At 73.6% G+C, this 23,556-nt stretch carries 23 protein-coding genes; 14 read left to right on the plus strand and 9 right to left on the minus strand.

All coding sequences use genetic code 11. The features are described 5' to 3' along the window. Positions 1-63: 63 nt before the first annotated feature. The 3 genes from ACFUK0_RS17000 to ACFUK0_RS17010 all read left to right on the plus strand — a co-directional run bounded on the left by ACFUK0_RS17000 (position 64) and on the right by ACFUK0_RS17010 (position 5,033). Entirely contained in the window at positions 64-1,557 is a 1,494-nt protein-coding gene (locus ACFUK0_RS17000; RefSeq protein WP_380250855.1) for a sensor histidine kinase, read from the plus strand. Positions 1,558-1,802: 245 nt separating this feature from the next. Beyond that, on the plus strand, positions 1,803-3,398 hold the full coding sequence (locus tag ACFUK0_RS17005; RefSeq protein WP_380250789.1) for a cellulose binding domain-containing protein: 1,596 nt from the start codon (positions 1,803-1,805) through the stop codon (positions 3,396-3,398). 204 nt (positions 3,399-3,602) lie between these two features. After that, on the plus strand, positions 3,603-5,033 hold the full coding sequence (locus ACFUK0_RS17010; RefSeq protein WP_380250791.1) for a glycosyltransferase 87 family protein: 1,431 nt from the start codon (positions 3,603-3,605) through the stop codon (positions 5,031-5,033). A 146-nt stretch (positions 5,034-5,179) separates the two neighbouring features. On the opposite strand, the gene ACFUK0_RS17015 is transcribed toward ACFUK0_RS17010, so the two are convergent. After that, complete coding sequence (locus ACFUK0_RS17015) at positions 5,180-5,623, minus strand: SsgA family sporulation/cell division regulator (RefSeq protein ID WP_380250793.1); 444 nt, start codon at positions 5,621-5,623, stop codon at positions 5,180-5,182. 368 nt (positions 5,624-5,991) lie between these two features. On the opposite strand from ACFUK0_RS17015, the gene ACFUK0_RS17020 reads away from it, so the two are divergent. Then, positions 5,992-7,674 carry an RDD family protein gene (locus ACFUK0_RS17020; RefSeq protein ID WP_380250795.1) on the plus strand — a complete coding sequence of 561 codons (1,683 nt, stop codon included), beginning with the start codon at positions 5,992-5,994 and terminating at the stop codon, positions 7,672-7,674. Positions 7,675-7,757: 83 nt separating this feature from the next. Further along, positions 7,758-8,516 carry an RDD family protein gene (locus ACFUK0_RS17025; protein ID WP_380250797.1) on the plus strand — a complete coding sequence of 253 codons (759 nt, stop codon included), beginning with the start codon at positions 7,758-7,760 and terminating at the stop codon, positions 8,514-8,516. 89 nt (positions 8,517-8,605) lie between these two features. Here ACFUK0_RS17025 and ACFUK0_RS17030 read toward each other — a convergent pair whose 3' ends face one another. Then, a complete protein-coding gene (locus ACFUK0_RS17030; protein WP_380250799.1) occupies positions 8,606-8,881 on the minus strand; it encodes a hypothetical protein in 276 nt (91 codons plus the stop codon). A 262-nt stretch (positions 8,882-9,143) separates the two neighbouring features. Between ACFUK0_RS17030 and ACFUK0_RS17035 the strand changes: the two genes are divergently transcribed. The 6 genes from ACFUK0_RS17035 to ACFUK0_RS17060 all read left to right on the plus strand — a co-directional run bounded on the left by ACFUK0_RS17035 (position 9,144) and on the right by ACFUK0_RS17060 (position 14,365). Further along, positions 9,144-9,839: an endonuclease V gene (locus tag ACFUK0_RS17035; protein WP_380250801.1), complete on the plus strand. Its 696-nt coding sequence runs from the start codon at positions 9,144-9,146 to the stop codon at positions 9,837-9,839. Between the two features lie 186 nt (positions 9,840-10,025). After that, positions 10,026-10,523, plus strand: a complete 498-nt coding sequence (locus ACFUK0_RS17040; RefSeq protein ID WP_380250803.1) for a hypothetical protein — start codon at positions 10,026-10,028, stop codon at positions 10,521-10,523. A 70-nt stretch (positions 10,524-10,593) separates the two neighbouring features. Next, the gene (locus tag ACFUK0_RS17045) at positions 10,594-12,045 is read left to right on the plus strand and encodes a WXG100 family type VII secretion target (protein ID WP_380250805.1); all 1,452 of its coding nucleotides are present in this window, start codon (positions 10,594-10,596) and stop codon (positions 12,043-12,045) included. 102 nt (positions 12,046-12,147) lie between these two features. Then, entirely contained in the window at positions 12,148-13,578 is a 1,431-nt protein-coding gene (gene mycP / locus ACFUK0_RS17050; protein ID WP_380250807.1) for a type VII secretion-associated serine protease mycosin, read from the plus strand. A gap of 87 nt (positions 13,579-13,665) precedes the next feature. Further along, positions 13,666-13,884, plus strand: a complete 219-nt coding sequence (locus ACFUK0_RS17055; protein WP_380250809.1) for a hypothetical protein — start codon at positions 13,666-13,668, stop codon at positions 13,882-13,884. Between the two features lie 49 nt (positions 13,885-13,933). Continuing rightward, complete coding sequence (locus ACFUK0_RS17060) at positions 13,934-14,365, plus strand: HIT family protein (protein ID WP_380250811.1); 432 nt, start codon at positions 13,934-13,936, stop codon at positions 14,363-14,365. Positions 14,366-14,450: 85 nt separating this feature from the next. Here the strand turns inward: ACFUK0_RS17060 and ACFUK0_RS17065 are convergent, their stop codons facing one another. The 4 genes from ACFUK0_RS17065 to ACFUK0_RS17080 all read right to left on the minus strand — a co-directional run bounded on the left by ACFUK0_RS17065 (position 14,451) and on the right by ACFUK0_RS17080 (position 17,675). Further along, entirely contained in the window at positions 14,451-15,956 is a 1,506-nt protein-coding gene (locus ACFUK0_RS17065; protein WP_380250813.1) for a glycoside hydrolase family 6 protein, read from the minus strand. Positions 15,957-16,208: 252 nt separating this feature from the next. Then, positions 16,209-16,697, minus strand: coding sequence for a GNAT family N-acetyltransferase (locus ACFUK0_RS17070; protein ID WP_380250815.1), 489 nt, complete (start codon positions 16,695-16,697; stop codon positions 16,209-16,211). A 29-nt stretch (positions 16,698-16,726) separates the two neighbouring features. Further along, positions 16,727-16,978: a hypothetical protein gene (locus ACFUK0_RS17075; RefSeq protein ID WP_380250817.1), complete on the minus strand. Its 252-nt coding sequence runs from the start codon at positions 16,976-16,978 to the stop codon at positions 16,727-16,729. Positions 16,979-17,015: 37 nt separating this feature from the next. After that, a complete protein-coding gene (locus ACFUK0_RS17080) occupies positions 17,016-17,675 on the minus strand; it encodes an NAD(P)-dependent oxidoreductase (RefSeq protein WP_380250819.1) in 660 nt (219 codons plus the stop codon). A gap of 180 nt (positions 17,676-17,855) precedes the next feature. Here ACFUK0_RS17080 and ACFUK0_RS17085 point away from each other — a divergent pair, with 180 nt between their 5' ends. Further along, positions 17,856-18,293, plus strand: a complete 438-nt coding sequence (locus tag ACFUK0_RS17085) for a winged helix-turn-helix transcriptional regulator (protein ID WP_380250821.1) — start codon at positions 17,856-17,858, stop codon at positions 18,291-18,293. Between the two features lie 89 nt (positions 18,294-18,382). After that, positions 18,383-19,015, plus strand: coding sequence for a DinB family protein (locus ACFUK0_RS17090; RefSeq protein ID WP_380250823.1), 633 nt, complete (start codon positions 18,383-18,385; stop codon positions 19,013-19,015). A 458-nt stretch (positions 19,016-19,473) separates the two neighbouring features. Here ACFUK0_RS17090 and ACFUK0_RS17095 read toward each other — a convergent pair whose 3' ends face one another. Together ACFUK0_RS17095 and ACFUK0_RS17100 are read right to left on the minus strand one after the other, a co-directional pair. Further along, positions 19,474-20,601, minus strand: a complete 1,128-nt coding sequence (locus ACFUK0_RS17095; RefSeq protein ID WP_380250825.1) for a DUF2332 domain-containing protein — start codon at positions 20,599-20,601, stop codon at positions 19,474-19,476. Positions 20,602-20,704: 103 nt separating this feature from the next. Continuing rightward, positions 20,705-21,184 carry an RNA polymerase sigma factor gene (locus ACFUK0_RS17100; protein ID WP_380250827.1) on the minus strand — a complete coding sequence of 160 codons (480 nt, stop codon included), beginning with the start codon at positions 21,182-21,184 and terminating at the stop codon, positions 20,705-20,707. Between the two features lie 273 nt (positions 21,185-21,457). Here ACFUK0_RS17100 and ACFUK0_RS17105 point away from each other — a divergent pair, with 273 nt between their 5' ends. Then, on the plus strand, positions 21,458-22,492 hold the full coding sequence (locus ACFUK0_RS17105; RefSeq protein ID WP_380250829.1) for a cation diffusion facilitator family transporter: 1,035 nt from the start codon (positions 21,458-21,460) through the stop codon (positions 22,490-22,492). A 53-nt stretch (positions 22,493-22,545) separates the two neighbouring features. Here the strand turns inward: ACFUK0_RS17105 and ACFUK0_RS17110 are convergent, their stop codons facing one another. Next, complete coding sequence (locus tag ACFUK0_RS17110; protein WP_380250831.1) at positions 22,546-23,289, minus strand: hypothetical protein; 744 nt, start codon at positions 23,287-23,289, stop codon at positions 22,546-22,548. Positions 23,290-23,556 lie beyond the last annotated feature (267 nt).

Below are 23,556 nucleotides of genomic sequence, written 5' to 3' on the forward strand. Positions count from 1 at the left end.
ACCCCGGACACCCCGGCGGCGCCGGGCGGGCCCGGCGCGCCCGCACGGCGCCCCGGGCACTCCCTGCGCTGGGCCCTGGTCAAGGCCGCCGTCGCCGGCACCACCATGGTCGCGCTGGCCTTCCTCATCCCGCTCGGCCTGATGGTCCAGCAGACCGCCCGCGACCGCGGCTTCACGGCCGCCGAGCGGCAGGCCGCGGCGCTCGGCCCGGCCCTGGCCATCACCACCGACGAGGGCGCCATCTCACGCGCCGTCGCCAGCACCGACGCCGGCGCCCAGGGCCGGATGGCCGTCCACCTGCCCGCACCCGTCACCCCGACGACCGCGCAGGCCGCCGACCCGGCCACCGACCCCGCCGCTGCCCCGGCCGCCGACCCGGGTACGGGTGCCCCGCCCGCTGCGGTCGCCGCGGGCGCCACCGCCGGCGGTCCGACCATCGGCGACGCCCGTGCGCTGGCCGCCGACGTCGCCAGCGCGGGCAACCAGGGCCGCTCCTACACCGTCCACGTGCCCGGCGGCTTCGCGCTGCTCCAGCCCGTCGCCGTCGACACCGCCCGGGTCGCCGTCGTCGAGGTCTACGTCGACAACGCCGACCTCACCCGGGGCGTCTCCACCGCCTGGCTGGTCCTCTCCCTGGTGGCCCTCGCCCTGGTCGCCATCTCCGTCCTGGTCGCCGACCGGATGGGTGCCCGGATCGTCACCTCGGCCCGCTCGCTCGCCGCCGCCGCCCGCTCGCTCGGCGCCGGGAACCTCGCCGTCCGGGTGCCGCTCGACGGCAAGCAGGCCGACGGCAGCCCGGCGGAACTGCACGAGGCCGCCACGGCCTTCAACACGATGGCCGACCGGGTCGTGCACCTGCTGGCCGCCGAACGGGAACTCGCCGCCGACCTCTCGCACCGGCTGCGCACCCCGCTCACCGTGCTCCGGCTCAACGCCGCCTCGCTCGGCGAGGGCGACGCCGCGGACGCCACCCGGCACGCGGTCTCGCAGCTGGAACGCGAGGTCGACCAGATCATCCGCTCGGCCCGCCGCGCGCCCGAGGACGCGCCCGCCGTCACGGTCGGCTGCGACGCCGCCGAGGTGATCCGCGAGCGGGTCGGCTTCTGGTCGGCCCTGGCCGAGGACGAGGGCCGCCGCTGGCAGCTCGCCGGCGCCGAAACGGCCGTCCCGGTGCCCGTCCAGCGCGGTGACCTCGCGGCCTCCGTCGACGCTCTGCTCGGCAACGTCTTCCGGCACACCGTCGTCGGGACGGCCTTCTCGGTCGACGTCCTCGCCACCGACAGCTCCGTGATCGTCCTGGTCGGCGACGGCGGACCGGGCTTCGCCGACCCCGACGCCGCCCTCGAACGCGGCCAGGGCCACGGGGGCGACGGCTCCACCGGCCTGGGCCTGGACATCGTCCGCAAACTCGCCGTCGCCACCGGCGGCGACCTCGCGCTCGGCCGCTCCGCCGTCCTCGGCGGCGCCGAGATCCGGCTCCGCCTGCAGACCCGGCCGGACGGCACCCCCGCCCGCACCAGCCGCCGCCGGGCCCGCAGTTCGCTGTTCCAGAAGTGAGACCGGGCAGCCGGGTCCGCAGGTGCGCCCGCGCCACTCCGTCCCGCCGCGCGCCGGCGCCGCCCTTCCGCAGCAGTTCCTTAAGACGACCGTAAGGGAACTGTTCCCCTCCCTGAGCGACCCGGATCCGGCCCCCGCGGCCCGATAGCGTCGGCGTCGCCCGGCCCGCGGACACCTCGTGAGGTGTTCGTGCGTGCGACCCGGGCCCCGATCCCCTCGGTCACCTCGCGGAGGTACGCCCCACCATGACGACTCAGCCCACCAGCCGTACAGGCCACCGCCGGCGCAGCCGCAAGGGCACCGTCATCGCCGCCTCGGCGGTCGCCGCCGCCGTCGTCGCCGGCGGAGTCGTCGCCTTCGCGTCCTCGGCCAGTGCCGCCTCGCTCGGCGCCGTCTACAGCCGCACCAGCGTCTGGGACGGCGGCTACACCGGCCAGTACCTGGTGACCAACCCGGACAGCAAGGCCATCGACGACTGGACGCTGACCTTCGACCTGCCGTCCGGCGCCACCGTCGGCTCGCTCTGGAACGCCGGCTTCACCGCCGCCGGCCAGCACGTCACCGTCAAGCCGGAGTCCTGGAACAAGCACCTCGACCCGGGCAAGAGCGTGCTGGTCGGCTTCGTCATCCAGGGCAGCGGAGCGGCCCAGAACGAGCCGGGCAACTGCCTGATCAACAACGTCTCCTGCAAGGCCGGCGACGGCACCCTGCCCACCCCGTCGGGCCGGCCGACCACGACGCCCACCGCGTCCGCCTCGCCCTCGGCCTCGCCCTCGGCCACCGCCACCGCGGTGCCGACCGCGACGGCCTCGGCCACCGCCAAGCCCAGCCCGACCGCGACGGCCACGCCGACCAGGACGCCCACCGCGACGCCCACCGCGACGGCCACGCCCACCGCGACCCCGACGGCCGTCCCCGTCACCGGCGCGGGCTTCGCCCCCTACATCGACACCTCGCTCTGGCCGGCGTACGACCTGGTCGCCACCGCCAAGGCCACCGGCGTCAAGAACTTCAACCTCGCCTTCGTGGTCTCCGGTGGCGGCTGCGTCCCCAAGTGGGGCGGCGTCAGCGACCTGGCCACCGACGCGGTCGCCGCGCAGATCGGCGCACTGCGCGCCGCCGGCGGCAACGTCCGGGTCTCCTTCGGCGGCGCCAACGGCAGCGAGCTCGCCCTCGCCTGCAGCTCGGTCGCGGACCTGACCGCCGCCTACCAGAAGACCGTCGACGCGTACGGCCTGACCAAGGTCGACTTCGACGTCGAGGGCGGCGCGATCGCCGACGCCGCCGCCAACACCCGGCGCGCCCAGGCCATCGCGCAGCTGCAGCGCAACGCCGCCGCCAAGGGCTCCGCCCTGGACGTCTCCTACACCCTCCCGGCGCTGCCGACCGGCCTCACCCAGGAGGGCATCAACCTGGTCGCGGACGCCAAGAAGAACGGCGTCGCCATCGGCGCCGTGAACATCATGGCGATGGACTTCGGCGACGGCGTCGCCCCGAACCCGCAGGGCCAGATGGGCAAGTACGCCATCGCCGCGGCCACCGCCACGCAGGCCCAGGTCAAGAGCGTGCTCGGCCTCGACGACAGCGCCGCCTGGGCCAAGGTCGCCGTCACCCCGATGATCGGCGTCAACGACGTCGCCACCGAGATCTTCACCGTCGCCGACGCCAAGCAGCTCGCCGACTTCGCCGCCACCAAGCACCTGGCCTGGCTCGCCATGTGGTCCGGCACCCGTGACAAGGCCTGCGACGGCGGCGCCAAGGCGTACGCCGACGCCAGCTGCAGCAGCATCGTCCAGCAGCCCCTGGACTTCACCCGCACCCTGGGCGCCTACACCGGCTGACACCGCCGGCGCCTGCCGCACCGCCGCCGAGCCGGCCGCGACCCTCCTGGGGAGTCGCGGCCGGCTCGCCGCGTATCCCTTGGGTACGTGGCGGCCGTCACCCGCGCAGCCCGGCGGCCCCGGCGGCCCCGTCCTCGGCCGGGGAGGCCCCGATCCCGGGTCGGGTAACCTCGCTAGTCGGTCGAACAGCGGACGGAGCTGACAGTGACAGCGGTGCAGGACGAGAGCAGGGCGGCCCAGGCCGGGCCGGGCCCGGATCCCGCCACCCCGCCGGGCACCGGTCCGTCCGCCCGGCTCACCGCCGCGCTGACGGCGCCCGTCCGCGCCCTGCGCGGGGCGCCCAGGCGCCCGCTGCTGACCGTGAGCGCGGCGGCGTTCGTCTCGCTGCTCACCTACGCGATCGTCCGCCACTTCGTCGGCACGTCCATGGTCGACATGATCGTCTACCGGGCCGAGGGCCACGCCGTCGTGAACGGCGGCGACCTGTACGGATTCCGGGTGACGGAGTGGGCACTGCCCGCCACCTACCCGCCGTTCGCCGCGATGCTGTTCGTCCCCACCACGTGGTTCGGCGTCGGCTTCCTGCGGATCGCGATCACCGTCGGCAACGTGGCCCTGCTCGGACTGCTCGCCCACCTGTCGTTCAAGCTGGTCGGCTGGCCGCGCCGCGAGCTGCGCCCGGTCGGCGTGATCCTGGTGATGGGCGGCGGCGTCTGGCTGGAGCCGGTCTTCACCACGCTGCGCTACGGCCAGGTGAACCTCGTGCTGGCCTGCCTGATCCTCTGGGACCTCACCCGGTCCGACACCCGCCTCAGCAAGGGCATCGCCATCGGCATCGCCGCGGGCGTCAAGCTCACGCCCGGCCTGTTCGCCGTCTACCTGCTCGTCACGGGCCGGGTGCGCGCGGCCTTCGTGGCCGGCTTCGCCTTCCTCGGCACGTTCCTGCTCGGCGCGGCGTTCCTGCCGGACGCCACCTGGGGTTACTGGACGAAGTACATGTTCGACTCCACCCGGGTCGGCAAGACCGAGATCGTCGACAACCAGTCCGTCCGCGGCGCCGTCGCCCGGCTGCTGCACACCGCCGACCCCGGCACGCTCGCCACCCTGGCAGCGGGCCTGGTCGCCGTCGGCGGCCTGGCCGTCGCCGCCTGGGCCTCCCGCAGCGCCCGCTGGACGCCGCGGGCCGAGGCCTGGGGCGTCTGCTGCGCCGCGGTCACCGCCGTGCTCGTCTCGCCGATCAGCTGGACGCACCACTGGGTGTGGTGCGTGCCGATGCTCGTCCTGCTGGCCGCCGAGGCGGCGCACGAGTCCTCGCGCCCGGCCGCCGTCCGCCGTCTGCGCTGGCGCCCGGTGTTCGTCGCGACACTGGTCGCGTTCTGCTCCTTCGGCATGTGGCTCGTCCCGCACAAGGGCGACCTCGACCAGCACCTCAGCCCGCTCAGCCAGCTCCCGGCGGCGGTCTATCCGCTGGCCGGGATCTGCTTCCTGGTCCTCGCCGCGCTACGCGTCCGGGCCCGGCGCTCGGCCGCCGGAGTGCCGCTGGTCCGGCTGCCCGCCACCGCCGCCACTGCCACCGCCACTGCCGCCCGCACCGGGGCCGGCGCCGAGCGTCAGCAGGCCCCCGCGGCCCGCTGACACCTCCCCGCAGGCTGTACGTGTACGGGCCGGGCGGGCCGTGCGGAGTGCGCCGTCGGCGGGGCCTGCCCCGTATTCTGCGCCGGTCGTAGGGCTGCTCGTAGCGCTGGTCGTAGCGCCGGTCCCAGGGCCGGTCGTAGGGCAGCTCACGCCAGCAGCTCGGCGAGCGAGCCGTCCATGTCCAGCGCCGCCAGCTCGCTGCCCGGCGGCACCAGCCGGTGCGCCCGCTCCAGCCAGGCCGCCACGACCGGCAGCGGCGCCTCCAGCAGCGCGTCCCCCGCGGGCGAGCTCAGCGCCATGCAGAGCACGCTGCGCCGCCCGGCCGCCGCGCCCCGGGCGGCGGACTGCGAGAGGGCCGGCCAGATCCGCACGTCCCCCTGGCCGCACGGCCGGAAGGTGCCCTCGACCAGCAGCTCGCGGGCGAACACCCAGGTCACCGGCGTGCCGGTGTCCAGGTGAAAGGTGATGTGCACGGCGAACGGGTCGTGGCTGCCGTACGACAGCCGGGCCGGGACGGGGACGCTGTGCTCGGGGGAGAGCACCAGGTTCAGTTCGAGTTCGTGCTCGACCACGCTCGTCGGGTAGTCCATGATCGCGTTCCTCTCTGCCTTCGGTACGTGCCCGCTTCCGGGCCCTTCCACCTGTGAGAGCGTGGCCCGCCCCGGCTCTTACACAGGTTTCCGCGGATTCGCGACAGGGAGTGGTGAACGGGCGGCAGTGGGGCGCGTACCCCCTCGTTCGCGCCGGTATCCGCACGGGAACGAGCGAACCGGGCCGCGCGGCGGGCTGTCCGGGTATTGCCCAACTTCCACTCCGAGGGCCACCGAGGCACTACCCTTTGTGACTGCCCGGCGACTGTCCGCCCACCCGCCTGCCCGTCGGTGGGGCGTGCCCAGCCGCCGTCCGGCGCGGCCGCCCGTCGAGCCGGCGCATCGGCCCTGCCAGGAAAGAAGACCTCATGCCGGACCACCCCTTCGCCGGCGGCGCGGACACCACCGTCGGCCCTGTGCCGGGCTACTACGCCGACCCGTCCATCCCCGGCTTCGTGCGCTACTGGGGCGGCTCGGCCTGGGTGCCCGGCACCAGCAGGCCCACTCCGGCGGAGGGCGAGGTGCTGGAGCCCCCGAGGTTCGTGACCCGCCAGGCCGGTGCCAGGCCGGCCGACGCCCGACCGGTGCCGCCGCCGACCAGGCCGGTACCGCCGCCGACGCCGGGCAGCGGGGCCGGAACGGCGGCAGCGGCCGGCGGTGGTGGTGGGGTAGGAGGGGGCGGTGCCGCCGAGACCGGGACCGGTCCGGTCTACTTCGACCAGACCTCCGCCGGGACGTCCTTCAGCATGGCGCCGCAGGCGGAACTCGAACTCCGGCGGCGCGCGGACGTCGAGGCGCGGGCACAGCTCCAGGCACAGCTTCCGGTGCAGGCCCAGTGGGGCGGGCCGCCCTTCTCCGCGCCGCTCCCCGCGCACGGCAGCGGCCCCGTGCCCCGTCCGCTGTCGAGCCCCGGGTCGCTCGGGGTGCCCCCGGGGAGCGCCCTGCAGCAGTACGCCGATCTGCTCGCGGACCCGCCGGCGGCCGTCGGGAACGAGCTTCCGGGCCCCGATCGGCAGGCTGCTGCCGCCGCCTCCGGCTGGCAGGCCGACCCCCGCGCGCAGCGGGGGCTGATGGAGACGGGCGGCTCGCCCCGCTGGGTCTCCTGGGGCGTGCTCCCGGGCGCGGACGAACCGCGTTCCGACCAGGACGAGGCCCCCGAGCGGGCCCCTGAGGACGCGCCCGAGGAGGTCCCCGAGGAGGTCCCCGAGGAGGTCCCCGAGGAGGTCCCCGAGCAGGTCGTCGAGCAGGTCGTCGGCCCGGCGGAGACCGAAGCCGCTCCGGCCGAGGTGCTCCCGGAGGTGCTTCCGGACCTGCTTCCGGAGGCGGCGGCGGAGCCGGCTGCGCAGCCGGTTGTCACGCGTACGGTCCCGGCGCCCGGGCGGCCCCGGCCGACCGTCATCTCCATCCCGGCGCCCTCCCCCTCCCGTGCCGCTGCCGCCGGACGTGCTCCGGCGACCGCCTCCGCCGCCGCGGGCCGCCCGGCGACGGTGCGCAGGCCTGCGCCCCGGCCGGCCGCCGGTCTCGGCCGCCGCCTGGCCGCGCGCGTCGTGGACACGGTCGTGATGGCGGTCGTCGCCGTCGCGGCGGGCGTGCCGCTCGGCTCCTCGGCGGCGGCGCACATCGAGACGAAGCTCGCCAGGGCCACCATGGTGAGCAACCTGGCCGGACGCCAGATGCAGGTCTGGCTCGTCGACGGCGTGGTCCTCGGCAAGGCCGCCGCCCTGTTGGGCATCCTGCTGCTGGCCGGCTTCCTCTACGAGGTGCTGCCGACCGCCCGTACGGGCCAGACCTTCGGGAAGCGCCTGCTGGGCATCCGCGTCATCGACGCCCGGCCCGCCCCCCGCGCCCCCGCGCGCAGGACAGCCACCCGGGCGGCGGCCGAACGCCCGGAGCCGTCCAGGCCCCCGACGGTCGGCCGCTCGTTCGTCCGATGGGTCGTCAGGCAGCTTGCGGCGGCGCTGGTGGTCGGCCTCTGCTGGCCGCTCCTGGACCGTACGGCCCGGCGGGGCTGGCAGGACCGTGCGGCGCGGACCAAGGTCGTGAAGGCCTGACACGGGTCAACGGGTGGACATATGACGTTTAAAACGGACTGAATATCCCAAGTTTGTACTATCCGTAATGTTCTACTCGGATCATGAGCACCTACGATCCCTCAGGCACCGACCCGGAGGAGGGCGGCAAGCCCTCGTTCGGCAAGCAGCCCCCGCCGACGGGCGGCACGCCGGGTGCGCCGTCCGACCCGTACGGCACACCGGCGCAGCCCCCGCCCAGTGATCCGTACGGCACCCCCGCCGAGTCGCCTACCCCGCCCCCCGCCGGCAACCCGTACGAGCGCCCGGGCTCGTACGGCGGGTCGTACGGGGGCGCCCCGTACGACCAGTCGCCGCCCGGCCCGCCGCCGGGTCAAGGCTTCGGGCCCGCCTACGGGCCGGGCGGCCAGGGCGTGCCCGGCGCCGGCCCGGTGCCCGGAATGCCGCCGCTCGGCAGCTGGCCGAACCGCATCCTCGCGCGCCTGATCGACTACGTCCTGGTCCAGGTCGTCGCCATCCTGCTGGTGCTGCCCTTCGCCAGCCTCGGCGACCGCACCGGCTCGACCGGCGCGTTCTGGCTCGCCTGCGTCCTCTACTTCTTCTACGAGGGGATCATGCTCAGCCGGGACGGCCAGACCCTCGGCAAGAAGGCCATGAAGGTGCGCGTCGCCATGCTGGCCGACGGCAACAAGCCCACCGGGTCGGCCGCGTGGACCAGGGCCGCCGTCTTCATCGTCCCCGCGATCGTCTGTTGCGCCGCGCTGTGGTGGATCATCGACGGCCTCTTCGGCGTCTTCGACAAGCCGTACCGGCAGTGCCTCCACGACAAGGCCGCGAAGACCGTCGTGGTCTCCACGGCCTGAGCGTCGCCGCCCGCCACGACTGTGGGGGGACCGCCCGTCCGGGCGGTCCCCCCACAGTCGTTCCGAGGCGCCCCGGGCGTCTCCCGTCGCTACCGTTGCCGCGCGTACTCCCGGGAGGCGGCGGCGCCCGGCACACCCGGCACGCCCGCGGCGGCAGGTACGACGGGGCCCGGGTGCGGTGCCTGCCTCCGACGGGAGGCCGACATCGACAGGGCGGTGGCGAGCGTGCCGAGGGCCAGTGCGAAGGCCACCAGCACCGCGATCTCCAGGACGCCGGTGGCCCCCGAGACGATGAGGAGGGCCAGCGCGGCGACGACGACGGTGAGGGTGCCGGTGCAGATCTGAGCGACTGTGGGGCGCGGCATGGCGGTCGGTCCTTCGCACGTCGGGGGAATCGCGAGGAGGGTGGCGCGGTGTGCTGGAGTGGTGCGCTGGAGCGGTGTGTGAAGCGGCGTGATGCAGCTGAATAATCCCTACCCAGCTTGGGAGTTCACTAAGTTCACCCTAACTCGGCATATGCGGGGCACAGGGGGCGCACAGGCTCACCACCCGGTCGTCCGCGACCTGAGTACGGTGATCACCAAGCTCCGTCCGACCGCGGACGGCACCCGGACCGTAGGGAGAGACGTGCCCGTTCCCGCCGACTGGCCGACCACCGAAGCCGAGGCGATCGCCGAACAGCAGCGCCTACGGGCCCTCGTCGAACCGCACGGTCCCGCCCCGGGCCCCGGCGCGCTCGTGGCGGGCGTCGACGTCGCCTACGACGACGAGCGCGACCTCGTGGTCGCCGCCGCCGTCCTCCTCGACCACGACACCCGGAAGGTGGTCGAGGAGGCCACCGCGGTCGGCCGGATCGCCTTCCCGTACGTCTCCGGGCTGCTCGCCTTCCGCGAACTCCCCGCCGTACTCGACGCCCTGGCCGCGCTCACCCGCACCCCCGACCTCGTGGTCTGCGACGGCTACGGCATCGCCCACCCGCGCCGCCTCGGCCTGGCCAGCCACCTCGGGGTCCTCACCGGACTGCGCACCTACGGCGTGGCGAAGTCCCCCTTCACCTTCACCCACGGCACCCCGGCCCCCGAACGCGGCGCCCGGACACCCCTGGTGGATCCGAAGTCCGGCGAGGAGGTCGGCTGCGCCCTGCGTACCCGAGCCGGCGTCAAGCCCGTGTTCGTCTCGGCTGGTCACCGCATCGGGCTCGACGAGGCCGTCCGGAGCACCCTCGCCCTCAGCCCCGACTACCGCCTGCCCGAGACCACCCGCCGCGCCGATTCGCTGTGCCGCCGGGCCCTGACCGAGCTTCAGACGACGCATCACGAATGAGAGTGGACACGCAGGTCAACGGTGCCGGGGCCGAACCGCGGCAGAGGGGCCGTTCTGCCTGTCGGCACTATGTGTTAGACATAAGGGTTAGGGCTTGACTGGTGCCCTGCAGAGGGCCCGTTAGCCCGGGCCGGAAGCTGACAGGACATACAGGGTGTATGGGATGTACGGGGGAGGTACGAGGGCGTGAGCACGGGAACAGGTTCGAGCGGAGGCTCCGGGAGCGGGTACCGCGTTGAGGTTGAGAACCTGCGGGCCTTCGCCACGCAGGTACGCCGGCTGCTGGAGGAGTTCCAGCAGTACGCGGACGGCACGAAGGCACACGGGCAGAGCAGCATCGGCGGGAGCGCCTTCGGCAGCTTCGCCGAGGCGAAGGATCTCCACGCGCAGTACGGCGTCATGCAGGACGGCCTCCGCGACGTGATGAACCAGCTGCAGGAAGCCCTCGACGACGCGCACCGCAAGGCCGAACTGACCGCGGCCAACTACGAGGAGCAGGAACACGGCACCGCCCAGACGCTGAAGCTCGACACGGACGGCTGGTCGATCGCCAACCCGTCCGCCACGAGCACGGCGAGCGTGGGGCAGACCAGTGTCCAGGCCGGCAACCACACGGCGAACCCGGCCCGGCCCCGCCCGGTGGCCGGCGGCCACTCCAACCCACCCGTGCAACCGGGATGGTGAGCGTGGACGTCCTGATGACTGAGCTTCAGCTTCGGATCCACCGCGGGAGCGGGACGGGAGGCGCCCGATCATGAGCTACACCAACTTCACCAACTACAGCCACGGCACGCTCCGGGACATGGTGCAGAACATGAACTCCGGTGAGGTCATGGCCGCCAGCGACCCCTGGCGACGGGCGGCCGACACCCTCAAGGCGATCCACACGTCGCTCGGGTCGGCATCCGGAGAGGCCGCCCTCGACTGGGAGGGCTCCACCAGCGACGCCTTCTACGCGAAGATGACCAAGCTCTCCAACAGCATCAACAACACGGCCTCCTACGCCCACGACGCCGCCGAGACGCTGAAGCACATGGCCGAGGCGATCGACCTCGCCAAGAAGACCATGCCGGAGGAGCCCGGCCTCTGGGACCAGGTCACCGACGCCGTGGGCGACACCGCCTCCTCCGCCTTCGGCGGGGACGACGAGGACACCAAGACCGCGGTCAAGGACGAGAAGAAGGCACAGGCGGCTGCGGTGATGCAGACGCTGGCGATGAAGTACCGGGTCGCGAAGGACGTACTGAAGCCGCCGCGGCCGCCCGTTGACGACTCGCACGACATCCCCGCTCCTGGCGATCCCACGGGCGCCGCAGCCATCGGTGCGCTGATCACCGGAGCCGGCTTGGGGGCAGTCGGTTCCGCGGGCGGTTCGGGAAGCGGTGCCGGCGGACGGGTGTCGTCGCGGACCGTCGGCAGCAGCGTTGCATCGACTCCGACGCCTCCCAGGACGACGGCGACTCCTGCCCCCACGGATCCGGCCATCAAGGGCGGCTCAGCGCATCCCGTGGCCAAGGCTCCCGCACCGATCAGCTTCGGCCCGGGGACCGGCATCGACGGTGCCATTCTGACGTCCCCGCCCACAGGATCCGGAAACGGCCACATTGGTTCCGGGGGCGGAGGCAACGCTTCCGGAACGGGCACTACGGGTTCAGGAGGGATCTCCGGTGGGCTCGGCCACAACGGGATCGGTGGTGCCGGCTATGGCTCCAAGAGTGGAGTCGTCACCGGTGGGACAGGTGGCCTGAGCAGCGGTCAGAACAGGTCCGGTGCTGCGGGCAGCGGGATCGGCCGCGCGGGTTCGGGCTCAAATGCCCCCCGCAGTGGCAGCGCCTTCGGGTCCGGCGGCATGGGCGAGGGTGGCGGCCTGGGTTCCGGCGGCCGCTCCGGTGCGGGTGGCCGCACCGGAGGGAGTCTGGCCCGGCAGGCCGGTGGCGTGGCCGGTGAGGCCGGGCACGGCACTACGGGCACCGGCCGCAAGTCGTCCTTCACCGAGGGTGGGTCCGGCTTGGGTGCACGTTCCCGTGCCCAGGGCGAACAGGGCCAGGGCGGCCACGGCAAGGGCGCGCAGGGGCAGGGCATCCCGGCCGGCGACGCACGCCGTAAGAAGGACAAGGAGAACGGCGGCCGGCGTCCCGACTACCTCGTCGAGGACGAGGAGACCTGGGTGTCGGGCCAGCCCAGTAATCCGAACGTGGTGGAATGAATTCCCGTCTGCCCGAAGGACGGGTGGACGGTCCGATCTGACCGGTCGTCCCGCAGGTCTCGATCTGCGGGACGACCGCTTCGCTGAGTGGGGTGACCAGGCTTGACGACCAGCCGACCGGTGCGCGGCGCGGCCGTGCTCGCTGCAGGAACCCTGCTGTGGGGCATGGCCGCAGGCCCGGCCACCGCCGACACCATTCGTGACGGTCAGTGGGCTCTGGTGAAGTACGACGCGGAGACCAAGGTCTGGCCGGTCAGCCAGGGCGAAGGCGTGATCGTGGCGGTCATTGATACCGGGGTTGCTGCCGACCATCAGGATCTGACCGGACAGGTGCTCCCCGGCTTCGATCGGACAGGCGAGGCCGGTGAAGGCCGCGTCGACAAGGATGGGCACGGCACCGGCATGGCCAGTCTGATCGCAGGCCATGGCCATGGTGACCAGGCGGGCGTGATGGGTCTTGCACCGAAGGCGAAGATCCTTCCGGCGCGGGTCCCGCTCTCCGGGGTCGACAACAGTCGCGCTGCTGAGGGCGACGCGATTCCGCTGGCCATTCGGTTCGCAGTTGATCACGGAGCCAAGGTGATCAACATGTCCTTCAGCGGCGCAGGGGACAGCGAGACCCGCGATGCGGTCAACTATGCGCTGAGCAAGGACGTCGTCCTTGTGGGCGGTACGGGCAACGCCGGTAACCACGAGACCAGCGTGACCTATCCCGCGGCCTTCCCCGGCGTGATCGCCGTAGGCGCAGTGGATCAGGACGGCAAGATCTGGGCGAAGTCGAGCCCCGGCCCGGAGACGACGGTCGTCGCACCCGGGGTCGGCATCTACTCCGCGGGCAGCAAGTCCACCTCGGCCTATCGCACGGCGGACGGCACCTCCGACGCCACCGCCTACGTCTCCGCCATCGCCGCCCTCGTCCGGTCCAAGTACCCGAGTCTCTCCGCCGGCCAGGTGATCAACCGGATCATCAAGAGTGCGGTCGCGCCGCCCGACGGTACGCCGGTGCCCGATGACCACTACGGCAACGGGATCGCGTCGCCGTCCAAGGCGCTGGCCGCGAACCCCGAGGTGGACAACGGGCCGAAGGGCAATCCGCTCCTGACCCGGACCGAGCCGCATCCGCCGTCCTCACCCGAGCCCGTGCCCACGGGCGACGGCAAGCAGCCGGGGGCCAAGGTGGTCGGCGACGGGCTCGGTAAGACGGACAGCTCCGGGGTGCCGGTCTACGTGTACGTGCTGGCCGGTGCGCTGGGGCTGCTCGTGATCGTCCTGATCGTGTTCCTGGTCGTCCGGAGCCGGAAGAACGGCAGCGGCGGGCCGCCTCCGCCGCCGCCGGGTGCTGGCGGCCACCTGCCGCCGGGACCGCCGCAGCAGCCGTACGGGCAGCCGCAGAACCCGCAGTACGGCCAGCCGCAGTACGGCCAGTCCCCGTACGGGGCCGCTCCGCAGCAGCAGTCCCCGTACGGCTACCCGCCGGCGTCGCAGGCCCCGCAGCCCCCGCAGGGTCCCCCGGGAGGGAATCCGTTCCGCTGACGCGCCCACGGACAGGCGAATAGGCGCAGTGTTCCGGGGTCCTTCCGGTAGTCATGGTCATCCGTTGACTACCGGAAGGACCCCGTCATGTTGAGGAAGCAGCAGTTCCGTACCTCCGCCGTCGCCATCCTCGTGGCCGTGGCAGCAGGCCTGCTGGCCGGGCCCGCGCACGCTGCCGAGGCGTCGGGGCCGAAGAATCCGCAGGAGGCGGCGATCTGCGCGAGTCTGCTCAAGTGGGCGCTTCCCTCGTCCCCGGCCCCGACGTCGATCGACGCGGTCTGCACCGTGAAGGGGAACGGGGGCTGAGCCGGGTTGCTCCGCCGGCGACGTCGCCCCGGCCAACTATCGTGGCCGGATGGACTGTTACAGCTGTGACCGGGAGGCCGGCCTGGCCGGTCTCCCACCGCGTGAGCGGATCGCCGTCGACGAGCACTGGCGGGTGGCGCATGCGATCAGGACGGCTCATCCCGGCTGGCTCGTGCTGATGCCCCGGCGGCACGTCACCACTGTCGCCGGGTTGACGGACGCCGAGGCGGCCTCGCTCGGGAGCTGGCAGGTGAGGCTGTCCCGTGCGCTGGCCGCCGCCACGGGGTGCGAGAAGACGTACGTCGCGCAGTTCGCGGAGCAGGCGAGCTTCGAGCACGTCCACTTCCACATCGTGCCTCGTTCCGCGGACCATCCGTCGGAGCTTCGCGGGCCCCGCGTCTTCGGGCTGCTGGGGGCGGAGCACCCGGTCGGTGACGAGCAGATGGATGAACTGTCCCTGCGTGTCGCCGGGTTCCTCTGAGGGGGATCGAGGCTCCCAGGGGCAGCCGGCACACCGATGCCGCCGACCGGAACATCTCCGGTCGGCGGCATCCAGTGATGATGTGTCAGACGGCGCTGCAGGCAGCCCCGTTCAGGGTGAAGGTGGTGGGGACGGGGTTGGCGGCGCTGTAGCTGCCCTGGAAGCCGAAGCCGGTCGAGGCGCCCGCGGCGAGGCTGCCGTTGTAGCCGAGGTCGGTGGCCGTGACCGCTGCTCCCGACTGGGTGATCTTGGCGTTCCAGAAGCCGGTGACCTTCTGGTCGCCGCCGTAGGTCCACTTGAGCGTCCAGCCGCTGATCGGGGCCGTGCCCGTGTTCTTGACCGTGACGTCGGCGGTGAAGCCACCGGTCCAGGAGTTGGCCCGGTAGGCGACCGAGCAGGCGGAGGTGCCGGTCGGCGGCTGGGACGTCGCCGTGGCGGTCGGGGTGGCGGTCGCGGTCGGGGTGGTGGTCGGCGTCACGGTGGCCGTGGGCGTGACGGTGGGCGTCACCGTGGGGGTGGCCGTCGGCGGGGTGCTCGGGTCCGACGCGTTGGCGGCGAGCTGGTAGGCGACGTCCGGGGAGAAGGTGCCCGCGGCGGCGGCGCAGCCGTCGGCCTCGCCCGGCGGCTTCACCCAGAGGTAGGCGTCGATCGCGGCGTCGCCGGTGGCGGCGGTCGGGTAGTTGCCGATCGAGCGGCCGGCCGGGTCGCACCAGGCGCCGCCGCCCGCCGGACCGTTGCCGTTGCGGCTGGTGTCGATGACGGCGTGCAGGTTGCCGGGGTTGCCCAGGGCGGACAGCACCGACTTGCTGTAACCGACCTCGCCGCCGGTGGTGTTGAAGTTGGAGACGTTGGTGAAGAAGCCGTTGGCGTTGGCCAGGATGCCGGCGCTGCGCAGGCGGTCGGCCTGCGTGGCGGCGCTGTTCCAGGTGGAGTGGCCGCCGTCCAGGTAGACCTTCGCGTTCGGCGCGGCGGCGTGGATGGTGGCGCCGGCCCGCGAGAGGGAGGCGAAGCGGTCGGTCTGCTGCTGGGCCGACAGGCAGGTGGTGAGGGCGATCGAGTCCGGCTCCAGGACGATGAGCGAGGGGCCGCTGCCGAGGCCGGCCGCGAACTTGGTCACCCAGGCGTCGTACGAGGCGAGGTCCGGGGCGCCGCCCGCGGAGGCGCCGCCGCAGTCGCGGTTCGGGATCTCGTACACCACCAGTACCGGCACCTGGCCGGCCCCGGCGGCCGCCGTCGTGATCGCCCGAACGTCCGAGGTGACGGTGTCGGGGCGGTAGTTGGCGAACCAGATGCCCTGCGGCTGGCTGGCCACCCGCTTGGAGATCACCTGGGTACGGGAGTCGTTCGGGTTGGCGGCGACCCACTTCACGACCTGGGAGGCCGGGTCCTTGTAGAACTGGGTGCTGCCGGCCAGGCTGCCCTGGACCGCGGCCCCGGCACCGGTCTGGGTGGCCAGCAGCATCGCTCCGGCAGCCGCGCCGGCGGCCAGTGCCAGCAGGGCGGTGCGGCCGCGCCGGGCGCTCGCCGGGGGCTCTTCGGTGGCGCGGCCGCTGGGGGAGGAGGCGCGCCGGACGGGCTCGTGGGTGCTCATGGGTGTTCTCCGCGTGCTCTCGGGTGGGAGAGAAGCCAGGACGGTGGGGATGAACGTGGGAGCGCTCCCGCGATCGGGGTAGAGCGTAGCCAAGGGCGGGCTCCGGCGTAATCCCTGACGCACTAGGAGTTTTCCCGATCTCCTGCAGTGCAGGTCGGCATGACGTGGGAGCGCTCCCGCAATTCACGGCACGTACCACCCCGCCGCCGCTCCCTCCCTCACCGCCCCTCCCTCCCTCAACCGCTCCCGTCTTCAGAGCTTCCGGTACATGACCAACAATCCGACGTACCCCTTCTCGGAGTGCAGGAACGCCTCCGGCACCGTCGCGAGCACTTCGAAGCCCAGCGACTGCCAGAGCGCCACCGCCCGGGAGTTGGTCTCCACCACCGCGTTGAACTGCATCGCCCGGTAGCCGTCGGCCCGCGCCCGGTCGAGCACGTGGGCGGCCAGTGCCCGGGCCACGCCCCGGCCGGTGAAGCGGGGATCGACCATGAAGCCGGCGTTGGCGACATGCGCCCCGGGGCCACCCTGGTTGGGGTGGGTCTCGGCACTGCCCAGCACGGTGCCGTCCTCGTCGACGGCGACGACGGTGCGGCCGGGCGCCTCCTTCAGCCACATGGCGCGAGCGCGTTCCTCGCTGATGTCGCGGTCCCAGGTGAAGGTGTCCCCGGCGGCGACGATGGTGCGCAGGAACGACCAGATGGCCGGCCAGTCGGCCTGTGTGGCTTCGCGAATGAGCATCCGTCCAGGATGGCCGCCGTGCACCCCGTTCACCAGCGGATTTCTACCGGATGCCGACAGCACCCGTACCGCGGCACGGGAAGGCGGCTGGTCACGGCAGAGGCGGTGTCTGCCACGCGGCGGGCGGGCGGAAGTCGCACCACCGGGTCGTCGAACGGGAACTCCCGTGCCTGCGCCCGCCGGGCCGGCAGTGCGCCCTCCGCGCGGATCGCGACTGCCTGCTCGCCCGTCCAGTAGGCAGGGTGGCCGGTCTTGTCGGCGAAGGACTGCTCGTCCTTCACGCTCCGGTGCCGACAAGGATCCGGTGCCGTTGCCGCCCTACTCCGCCACCGCGATCTGCTCGCGGTGGTGGCGGGGCTCGGTGAGTTCGTCGACGACGGCGACGGCCAGGTCGGCCTGGGCGATCCGGGCGCCGAGCACCTGGGGGCCGCCGGACCGGTAGCGGCCGGTGCGTGGTGCCGCCCGGTCGAGGTCGAGGGGCGGGGTGACGACCACCCAGTCCAGGGCGGGGCCCGTGGCGCGCAGGATGTCCAGGGCGACGGCGTGGCCGAGCGAGAACGTCCGGTGGGCCTCCGGGAATTCGGGATCGTCGAGGATCCGGACGCCAGGTGCGGTCTCCAGGGTGGTGGCGAGACCCACGCTGACCAGGCGGCCGGTGGCGGCCCGTCCGAGTCCGTCGGCGAGGGCGGTGGTCGCGGCGAGGTAGAACTCCTGCGAGGGGACGCCCGGGGTGTAGACGGAGTTCACCGCGAGCCGGTGCCCGGCGGCGACGGCCGCCACGGCGTCGGCATCGGTCACGTCGCAGCGTACGAGGGTCACGCCCTCGGCGGTGAGGTCCGCGTGGCGGGTCTCGTCCCGGACGGCCGCCGTGACGGTCAGGCCGCGTTCGCTGGCCTCCGCGACGACGGCCCGTCCGACCTGCCCGCCGGCACCGAAGACCACGACGTCGGCGGCGGTCCGGCTGCTGGTGCTGCTCATGTTGGCCCTGCCTTCTCGATACGAACGGGGCTGCTGTCGACCGCCGTTGCCGAGACGGTAGACCGGGTGGTGCCGGTTACTTCAACGATATCGGCCGTCGGATCCGGCCGACGGAACCGACTGAGGGATCCGGTCGACGGTTGCGGCGCCCCCACCGGCCGGTGGACTACCGTCGTCGGTATGACGCAGAGCGCGATCGAACCGCTGACCCCGGACTTCTTCGACCCGTCCTGCCCGGTCGCGACGGTCCCCGTACTGGGCGGCCGGAAGTGGTCCTGGAAGGTCATGCGTTGCCTGGAGGGCGGCCCGCGCCGGTTCACCGAGCTGAAGGTGCCCCTGCGCGGGATCACGCCCAAGGTGCTCGTCGAGACGCTGCGCGCGATGGAACGCGACGGCGCGGTGAGCCGCACCGAATACGCCGAGCACCCGCCGCGCGTCGAGTACGGGCTGACGCCGCTCGGCCGTTCGCTGCTCGGGCCGATGGACGCGACCTGCGCCTGGACCCGCGAGCACCTCGCCCACCTGCTGGAAGCGCGTGCCTCCTACGAGGCGCAGGCCGAGGCAGAGGCCCAAGCCGAAGCCGAAGCCCGAGCCGAAGCGGCGCGGCCGACAGGCTGAGCCGGGCGCCTCGGGGGCTGGCGGCATTTCGGCGGACGGTGGCGGGAACGCCGCTGGTGACGGCCCTGACCTGCGGCCATCCTGGACGCATGACCACTGCAGACGACGCCGTCACCCGCGACCGAGCGACCATCGCCGACCACGTGACCATCGCCGGCCACGCGGCCGGCGCCGACCTGGCCATCACGCCGGACACCAAGGACTGGACCTGGGTGCTGGAGCGCGCCTGCCCCGACTGCGGGCTCGACACCCCGGCCGTCGTCCGCGAGGACGTGGCCGGACTGGCGCGGGCGAACGCCGCGGCGTGGGTGGCCGTCCTCGCGGGCGACGATGCGGAACTTCGCTGTCGGCCCCGCCCCGGCGTCTGGTCGGCACTGGAGTACGCCTGCCACGTGCGGGACGTCTTCCGGATCTGTGCCGTCCGGGTGGACCTGATGCTCGGCCAGGACGGCCCGCTCTTCGCCAACTGGGACCAGGACGAGACGGCCCTCGCCGAGCACTACGGCGAGCAGGACCCGAAGACGGTCGCGGCCGATCTGGTCGAGGCCGCCGAGGTCGTCGCGGTCCGGTTCGACCGGGTCTCCGGCGAGCAGTGGCAGCGCACCGGCACCCGCAGCGACGGTGCCCGGTTCACGGTCGAGTCCTTCGCCCGCTACCTGATCCACGACCCGCTGCACCACCTGCACGACGTCACCGGCACCCCGGCCGGGTCCGTTCGTTAGCGCTCCGACCGCACGAGATCGCTCTGGCCTGCCCCGAACGAGCCCGTATCCGCCGGGAGAAGGGCCCGCGCCGGGGCGGCCGAGCGATTGCCGATACTTCCTCCATGGGAAGCACGAGGCAGCCGTACCGGCGCACGATCGGGACTCCGAAGACGCTCGTCCTTTACCGCACGCCGGACCGGTGGCGGTTCGCCGTGTACTTCGAGGCACCCCGTGGCGTCGCCGACGGTGGTCTCGATCACCCCGAGCCCTCGTGCGAGCCCGAGACAGCGCAGGCTGCCCTCCACCTCAGGGCCGAGGAGCTGACCCACCGAGAGCTGGAGGTCTCGTGGCAGCCCACCGATCAGCCGGACTGGTGGACCGGAGTCGTCACGAAGGCCGGACCGCTGTCCGATGCCGACCACCGAGCCGGCCCCGATAGGCCCTCGGCAACCCGGTGAACCCGTGCGGTCTCGGGGCTAGCCCTCCCCGGGCCCCGGGCCGAAGGGGCGTGCGGGCAGGCCGTGCGGGACGGCCTCGGCGAGTACCTCCTCCGGCCCGTCGCCCGGCCGGACGGTCAGTACGAAGCGGTGCTCCGAGCCGTACCTGCGCGGCTCGAAGGCGATGTACGCGAAGGGGGCAGTGGGACTGCTCGCGCCTGCCAGGCGGGCCAACTCGCCCTCGACGGCGCGCCATTCGTCCTTGGGGACGTACTGGCGCATGATCGAGTGCCAGACCACGGTCAGTGCGCCGGGCTGCACGGTGACCGCGCGGAGGAACTCGGCCGCGCCGACGGCCCGGACGTCCACCGGGTGCTTGGCGGCCAGTTCCAGGGCGCCGGCCAGGCGGGCGGTGCGGGCGCTCTGGTCGGGCCAGACGTAGGCGCGCAGGGCGAGGGCGCCGTCGGGGGAGGCGGGGTCGATCGGGGTGAGGTCGCAACCGTGGCGTTCGGCGAAGTCGAGCGCGGGGTGGGCGGCGGCGGCCGGCGGCAGCCAGCCGGGCGGAGCGTCCTGCCAGGCGCCTCGGAGCTGGACGGGGGAGTCGGCGGGGCCGTGGGCGAAGGCGCCGGCGGTGCAGCGGAACCGGTCGGCCAGCAGGTTGAGTCCGGCGCTGGAGCCGAGTTCGAACAGTCGGACCGGGAGCGGCCCGGCCGGGAGCACCCGGAGCAGGCCGGTGATCAGCAGGTTGGCGCGTCCGACCTCGTTGGTCTGCGGGGGCCGGGTCAGCCAGTCCCGCACCCAGGGGAGGTTCGCGGCGACGGTGGAGCGGAAGGCAGGCCAGGCGGCCCCGGCATCCGCCGGCGTGAAGGCGCCGCCCGCGCTCGGGTAGTACACCGCGAGCGCGGGCGCGCGGCCGGTCAGCACCAGCGCGTGCACGCCGCCGAGCAACCGCAGGGCGATCGCGTCCGGGCCGGCCGCGTCCTCGTACCCGGCCAGCGCCCCGGCGCACGGGCCGCCCGCTGTGACGTCCTCGGCGGCGCGGTGCAGCAGAGCCTCGTAGAGCGGTGAGCCGAGCCGCCCGCAGGCGTCGGCCTGCTCCCGGATCTGGGCGGCCAGGTGGCCGCGGGAGGGCTCGCGGGCCGGTTCGGGGGACGATTCACGGGTCACGGCGACCTCCGGGCTACGGCTGCCGACGGGATCTCCGAGGGGCCTGGACGTGATCATCCCCGGTCGCGCGGCCCGTCATCCGGAGCACACGCGGTGACGGTGGTCACCACTCGGCGGGGTCGTGCAGCACCGCTCGGCGCAGCCGGCCGGCCACGTTGGCGGTGTCCGACCCCACGACGTCCGCGATCTCCGGCGCGGCGAGGCCGACCACGTAGTGGAGGATCGCCAGGTCCTCGTCCTGCGGGCCGGCCGGCCGTGAGTCGGACGGCACCGGGCCTGCGGTGCGCGGGCCGGGCGTGGCCGGGCCGGTGTGCAGCCGGGCGGAGACGGTGGTGCGCAGGATGTGCCAGGCCTCCGCCGTAGGGTTGGAGCTGACCAGCAGCTCGCGCCAGTGCGTCGCCACCTCGCAGAGCGCCTCCTGGACGCTGGCGGCGGCCTCCTCGGCGTCGGGCAGCCACACCCGGGCGTAGCTCAGGTAGCGCGGGCGGTGCAGCTCGCAGAAGGCCGCGTACTCCACGGGCATGGCACGCAGGCCGTCCCGGTCGGGCGGCGGCTCGAAAAGGCTGGTGTGACGGGTTGTCAACTCTGCCTCTCGGCACGGGAGATGTCGGGCGCGGGGGGTTCGTCCGCGCTCACTCTACGGGAAGCGGCCAGTGCACAGGGTAACCAATCGGATTGAAATCCCGGAATGTGACCGAGCCGATCCCGGACGGATGCCGTCCGCCCGGGCGGGGGAGCGGCGGGGGAGCACCGCGGCACAGCGGCGCAGGAGGCGTAGTTGCGAGCGTGTCGCACCTGGTCGGAGCCCGTACAACGGCAGTGGCTGCAAGGGAGTTGGTGTGCCACCTTAGGCCGTATGGAGGTCCACGCGCACCCTCACGAACACACCCACCCGCACCCGAATGGTCATGTCCACGGTCAGGGAAACAGCCACGGCCATGTCCAGGGTCAGGGCCGACTCCGGCACCGGCTGGGCCACCTGCTGCGCCCGCACTCGCACCAGGCGGCGGACAAGGTCGACGCCGCCCTGGAGGCCTCGGCGGACGGGCTGCGCACCCTCTGGGTCTCACTGGTGGTGCTCGCCGTCACGGCCGCCGCGCAGGGGGCGATCGTGCTGCTGTCCGGCTCGGTCGCGCTGCTCGGCGACACCGTCCACAATCTCGCGGACGCGCTCACCGCCGTGCCGCTGGGCATCGCCTTCCTGCTCGGCCGGCGCGCCGCCAACCGGCGCTACACGTACGGCTACGGGCGCGCGGAGGACCTGGCGGGGGTGGCGATCGTGCTGGCCGTCGCGGCCTCCGCGGTCTTCGCCGCGGTGACCGCCCTGGACCGCCTGCTCCACCCGCAGCCGGTGGGCCATCTCTGGGCGGTCGCGGGCGCCGCGCTGGCCGGCTGCCTGGGGAACGAGTGGGTGGCCCGCTACCGGATCCGGACCGGCCGCCGGATCGGCTCGGCGGCCCTCGTGGCGGACGGCGTGCACGCCCGGACGGACGGGCTGGCCTCGCTCGCCGTCCTGCTCGGCGCGGCCGGTGGCGGGCTGGGGCTGACCTGGGCCGATCCGCTGGTGGGATTGCTGATCACGGTGGCGATCCTGGCCGTCCTGCGCGGCTCGGTGCGCGACGTCGGCCGGCGGCTGATGGACGCCGTGGATCCGGGACTCGTGGACGCGGCCGAGCGCGGGCTGCGGGCGGTGGACGGTGTGCGGGACGTCGGCGCGCTGCGGATGCGCTGGATCGGCCACACCCTGCGGGCCGAGGCGGACGTGGTGGTGGACGGGACGCTGTCCGTGGTGGCCGCGCACCGGGTCGCCGTCGCGGCCGAGCAGGCGCTGATCCGGTCGGTGCCGCGCCTGCTGGGTGCCACGGTGCACATCGACCACGCCCCCGCCTGAGCGCCCGGCTCCCAGGGGGTGCGGGCCGGCCGTGCCCGGCGCCCGGCCCGTGGCTACGAGGAGCGGGCGGGCAGCTGCTCGCCCTGACTCCCGGCGGGCCGTCCGGCGCCCGGCGAGACGGGTTGCGGGAGGGCGTGCGAGACGCCCTGTGCGGCGGATTGCGAGACGCCCCGCGCGACGGACTGTGCGACGGCGCGCGCGGCCTGGGCGGCCTGCGCCGTGCGGTCCAACCGGTCGGCCGCGGTGGACCGTTCGGCCTGGGCGGGGAACCCCTCCACCGCCTGCCGCCGGGCCCGCGCCGCGGCCGTCGCGGCGCTCGCGGCGGCGGCCACCGCGGCGCCGGCGGCTGTGGCCCGGCGGTCCTGCTCGTGTCCTGCCGGGCCGGCGCCGTCCGGGCGGAGCTCGGTGCGGGTGGACGTCCGGTGCACGTCGGTGCGGACGGCGGCCGGGCCGACCGCGGCGCCCCTGGTGGGTCCGCCGGCCTTGGCGGCGTTCTCCTCGGCGCTCTGCCGGGCGGCGAGGTACGCCTGCACGACGGCCATGCCGTACACCGGCTGGATGAGCTGGTGGCCCTTGAAGAACGGCCGGGCGGGGGCGAAGCCGGCCGCGACGACGAGGTCGCGGATCTCGGCTATCTCCTCCTCGGTGCGGGCGGTGAAGCGGACCTCCCAGCCCTTTTTGTACGTATGACCCTGCTCGCCGGTGCGGCGGGCGAGGTCGGGCCGGCGGACGTATCCGGGCAGGCGGCCGAGGCGCAGCAGCGCCGCGCGAAGGCCGGTGGTGTCGTCACGTGACATGAAGCAAGGGTAGGCAATCGTGTGGACGGGAGTGACTCCCGCGGGGGGCTTCGGCGTATGGTCCTGGTCACTCAGGGTCAGACGCCCCGGTCGTTGGTCCGGACCAGGGCGCCCCGCGCGCGGGCGTCCCGCCGGGGCGGCCTCGGGCAGCGCCGGGCGGGGGCGTACGGGCTCGCCCAGCAGGTCAACCGTGGGGTCGCGTATTACGCCGAACGGGTGATGATATGAGGACTTTAGCGCGAGACGGTTCCGGTCTTGCGACGGTTG

It is taken from the genome of Kitasatospora sp. NPDC057223 (genome assembly GCF_042669755.1).
In the GTDB taxonomy this organism is placed as follows: Bacteria; Actinomycetota; Actinomycetes; order Streptomycetales; family Streptomycetaceae; genus Kitasatospora.